Source organism: Planktothrix serta PCC 8927, assembly GCF_900010725.2.
In the GTDB taxonomy this organism is placed as follows: Bacteria; Cyanobacteriota; Cyanobacteriia; order Cyanobacteriales; family Microcoleaceae; genus Planktothrix; species Planktothrix serta.
Map to the genome: position 1 here is coordinate 1 of NZ_LR734841.1, position 4,950 is coordinate 4,950.

At 42.3% G+C, this 4,950-nt stretch carries 2 protein-coding genes; both read left to right on the plus strand.

Annotation, left to right across the window (positions count from 1 at the left end):
• The first annotated feature begins 276 nt into the window (after positions 1-276).
• Positions 277-2,820 carry a phosphoenolpyruvate--protein phosphotransferase gene (ptsP, locus tag PL8927_RS04945; protein ID WP_083618237.1) on the plus strand — a complete coding sequence of 848 codons (2,544 nt, stop codon included), beginning with the start codon at positions 277-279 and terminating at the stop codon, positions 2,818-2,820.
• A 145-nt stretch (positions 2,821-2,965) separates the two neighbouring features.
• Positions 2,966-4,804, plus strand: coding sequence for a glucose-specific PTS transporter subunit IIBC (gene ptsG / locus PL8927_RS04950; RefSeq protein WP_083618239.1), 1,839 nt, complete (start codon positions 2,966-2,968; stop codon positions 4,802-4,804).
• Positions 4,805-4,950: the final 146 nt, after the last annotated feature.

Sequence of the window (4,950 nt, forward strand, 5' to 3'; positions counted from 1 at the left end):
CCTTTTTAAGGGGGATTTAGGGGGATCTAATCTGGGCTATAATCACCAGTTTTTGGCTTAAGTTGACACTAATGGGCGCGCCTCGCCCCTACGATGAATTGGATTTTAAGTCTGATGTATAACTGATTTAGACTTGCTATATATTAAGAATTGTTGCAAATTAAAACAAAATCGAAATTTTTGAACAATGGCAAAAGGTTAATTGTATCTTAAACAATATCCAGGGTTTGACAACCGACCCTGATTAAAAAACTAAAATTGAAATAGGGCTTAATAATGATTAATACTGTAACACCAGTTGCCAAAGGGACTGGCGTTCTATTAAAAGCACCTTTATCCGGGTATATTCTACCCCTTGAACAAGTTCCAGACCCGGTATTTGCTCAAAAAATGGTTGGGGATGGGATTTCTATTGACCCCGTGAGTCAAGTTTTAATTGCTCCTTGTGATGGGGAAGTCATACAACTCCATCCCTCCCATCATGCGGTGACGCTTCTAACCCCTGAAGGCTTAGAAGTATTGATGCACATTGGTTTAGATACCGTAACGTTGCGGGGTGAAGGGTTTAAGCCTAAAGTTAAAATGGGCGATCGCATTCAAACGGGTGATCCGTTAATCGAATTTGATCTCGATTATGTAGCTCTAAATGCTAAAAGTTTGCTCACCCAAATTGTGATTACTAATAGTGATCAAGTCGCAACTTTTCAAACCAGTTCCGGTAATGTTATCGCCGGAGAAACTGTGATTTTAGAACTAACTTTAGCCCCCAAAGTTAGTGAAAATACCCCGATTTCTGCCGAGACAATTACTTCTGATGAAATTATTATTCCTAATCCTACAGGATTACACGCTAGACCTTCGGCTGTCTTAGCAAATTTAGCTAAAAAATATCAATCTAAAATTCGGTTACAACGGGGCGATCAAGACGCCAATATTCGCAGCGTTGTCGGGTTAATGGGGTTAGAAGTTAATCATGGGGATCGGGTGGTTTTAGTCGCCCAAGGGCCCGATGCGGCAGAAGCGATCGCTGAACTCTCTGATGCGCTCCGTTCCGGTTTGGGAGAAGAAGGAACCGCCCCGATCGCTTCCCCGGCGAGTGTTGCTCAAGGGGAAATATCAAATCCGGCTCCCCGTCGGCGTTCTGATGATCCGAATCTGGTTTTAGGGGTGGCTGCATCCTCTGGGGTGGCTGTCGGTCAGACGTTCCGGGTAAGGGAACAGGAAATTGAGGTGGCAGAAAAGGGCGAAAACCCCAATACAGAACGGCGTAAGTTAGAGGCGGCGATTGAACAGGCCCAATTAGAGGTAGAAGCGTTACGCGCTAATGTTCATGGCCAGGGCGATCCGAGCAAGTCAGCGATTTTTGCCGCTCACCAAGAATTATTAGAAGATCCCGAATTAATTGATATTGCTACCAGTACGATTGATAAGGGGAAAAGTGCCGCTTTTGCCTGGAAACAAACCTTTACAAATAGTGCCGAACAATTAGCAAAATTACAAAATCAATTGTTATCCCAACGGGCAAATGATGTCCGAGATGTGGGACAACGGGTATTAAGAATTCTCATGGGAGTTACATTAACGGGGCCGATTTATCCTGATAATACGATATTAATTGCTGAAGATTTAACTCCTTCAGATATGGCAACTTTAGATCGATCTAAAGTGATTGGATTCTGTACTGTTGCGGGGGGGGCGACCTCTCACGTTGCGATTTTAGCCCGTTCAATGGAAATTCCCGCGATCGCCGGAACGGAAGCGCAAGTATTAGATTTACCCGATGGAACTCCTGTTATTTTAGATGGCAGTAAAGGAACGTTGAAATTAAACCCGACTCCGACGGAAATGGAACGGGTAAAAACCCTGCAAATTCAGATTGCTAAAAAGCGAGAACAGGATGTTGCTAATGCCATGAAACCCGCCATCACCACCGATGGATATCGGATGGAAATTGTGGCAAATATTGGCAGTAAATTAGATGCGGAAACAGCCGTTGAATTAGGAGGAGAAGGGGTTGGTTTATTGCGAACGGAATTTGTGTTTATGGAGCGTGCTTCTGCGCCTACAGAAGACGAACAAACGGAAATTTATAGTAGTATTGCCCAGGTTTTAGGGAAGGAACGGCCGTTAATTATTCGGACGTTAGATGTCGGAGGAGATAAACCTTTACCCTATTTACCGATTCCCCATGAAGAGAATCCTTTTTTGGGGGAACGGGGAATTAGAGTTGGGTTTGATCGTCCTGAAATTTTAAGAACTCAATTCCGAGCTATTTTAAGATCATCTGAGGCGGGAATGTTGCGAATTATGTTCCCGATGATTGCCCGATTAGAAGAGATTAAAATGGCAAAAGCGATGTTAGAAGAAGAACGAGAAAAGTTAAATCTTCCGGCTATTTCTGTGGGAATTATGGTGGAAGTTCCCTCGGCGGCGGTAATGGCTGAACAGTTTGCTAAAGAGGTTGACTTCTTCTCGATTGGAACTAATGATTTAACCCAATATACTTTAGCGATGGATCGCGGACATCCTAAACTTGCTCCTTATGTTGATGGGTTAAATCCGGCTATTTTACGATTAATTGATTTAACGGTAAAAGGAGCCACAAAACAAGGGAAATGGGTGGGAGTTTGTGGCGGTATTGCTAGTGATCCGCAAGCAATTCCATTATTAATTGGTTTGGGGGTGAAGGAATTAAGTGTAAGTGTTCCGAGTATTCCCACAATTAAGGCACAAATTCGAGAATTAAGTTTAGTTCAATGTCAAGAATTAGCCCAAAAAGCGTTAAATGCAGAAACGGGGGCGGATGTTCGGGCGCTTTAATCAGTTATCAGTTATCAGTTATCAGTTATCAGTTATCAGTAACAATGTTTGATAGAGTCCTGAAGGACTCACTACATTTGATCGAGTCCTGAAGGACTCACTACATTTGATCGAGTCCTGAAGGACTCACTACTTAAGAAAAACAATGCTAAAAAACGCTTTTGCTTTATTACAAAAAATGGGAAAGTCTTTAATGCTTCCCGTTTCGGTTTTACCCATTGCTGGCTTATTATTGGGATTGGGTAGCGCTCGTTTAATTGAAATACAAAATCTGGCATCAGGAACGATTTCTTCCCCTAAATTTTGGTGGTTACCCGACTGGTTAGCTAACATTATGAAGACGGCTGGGGATGCAATTTTTGGGAATTTACCGATTATTTTTGCGATTTCCGTTGCGATTGGATTTGCTGAAAATGATGGGGTTGCGGCTTTAGCTGCGACGGTGGGATTTGTGGTTTTTGTGGCTGCGTTAGGGGCTGCTTCTACTACTTTATTTGGGTTTAATCCTGATGATTTAGTTAAAGTGATGGGAATTCCTTCGTTAGATACGGGGGTATTTGGCGGTTTAATTATGGGCTGTGTGGCGGCTTATTTATTTAACCGTTTTTTCAGAATTCAACTCCCTCAATATTTGGGATTTTTTGCCGGAAAACGATTTGTTCCGATTGTGACTTCCTTTGCTGCGATCGCAATGGGAATACTAATGAGCGTCATCTGGCCGCCCATTGGAGACGCGATTTCTACGGCTGCTAATGCTGCTGCATCCGGTGGAAATGTGAGTATTACCGCAGCAATTTATGGGGTTGTAGAACGATTATTATTACCCTTTGGATTACATCATATTTGGAATGTTCCTTTCTTTTTCCAAATCGGATCATTTACTGATCCAATTACAAATAGAGTCGTCACCGGAGATATTAATCGCTTCTTTGCAGGCGACCCAACGGCGGGAATTTTAGGGGGTGCTTATTGGTTTAAAATGTTCGGTTTACCTGCGGCTGCGATCGCAATTTGGCGGGCTGCAAAACCTAAAAATCGAGTGTTAACGGGAGGGATTATGATCTCTGCTGCTTTTACCTCTTTTTTAACCGGAATTACCGAACCGATTGAATTTTCATTTATGTTTGTAGCCCCGCCTTTATACGCTGTTCATGCGTTAATGGCTGGGTTTTGTGATTGGTTATTTGTTGCCTTGGGTGGACGGATGGGATTTACTTTTTCCCAAGGGTTTATTGACTTTTTCCTGTTTAATAGTTTAGGAACAAAAGCTTGGTTAATTCCTGCCTTGGGGCCGTTTTTTGCTGCTTTATATTTCTGTGTGTTTTACTTTGGAATTCGACAGTTTAATTTCTCAACTCCGGGTCGAGAAGAAGATGTAGAAACCGTAGAAACTACCGCAGGAACAGGTGTTGGGAGTATGGCGATGGAGTTAGTTCGAGCTTTTGGCGGACGCAGTAATATTGCTACTTTAGATGCTTGTATTACTCGGTTACGGATTACGGTTAATGATATCAAAAAGGTGAATAAAAACCGACTGAAAGCATTAGGAGCTTCGGGAGTTTTAGAAATCGGAAATAGTGCTCAAGCGATATTTGGCCCCCGTTCAGAAAATTTAAAAACAGATATGATCGAATATCTGAAAGTTGCTGGGCCAGAAGCGGATATTGTGGAGGAAATCACACCGGAAACGACAGAGGTTAATTCAACATCAAATGATGCTATTTTACCCACAATAACCTTAGATGCCGAGGCTAAAAATCGAATTCAGGAGATGATTATTGCTCTAGGAGGAAAACAGAATATTCAAAGCATTGATGCAGTGGCGTTAACTCGATTACGAGTCAAAATTATTGATAGTAATCTTGTTAATGAAAACGCCTTAAAAACCGCAGGAGTAGAAGGAGTTTTACGTTTACCGGATGGCATATTACATCTATTAGTCGGTTTGGGTGCAGAACAATATGCAGCCCAAATTCAAGATTGATTGGTAAAATTACTGGGTAAAATTGTTATAGTCAGGGCTGTTTCATTCTCGGATCTAAAATGCGATCGCCTAAGAATAGAGGGCGGGTTTAGGGAGATAATTACTGATCATTAAAGCTCGTCTCGGAACCCGCCCCTACGGTTTAA

Coding starts and splice junctions, on each gene's coding strand:
- ptsG (WP_083618239.1), top strand. CDS start 2,966: ATGCTAAAAAACGCTTTTGCTTTATTACAAAAAATGGGAAAGTCTTTA.
- ptsP (WP_083618237.1), top strand. CDS start 277: ATGATTAATACTGTAACACCAGTTGCCAAAGGGACTGGCGTTCTATTA.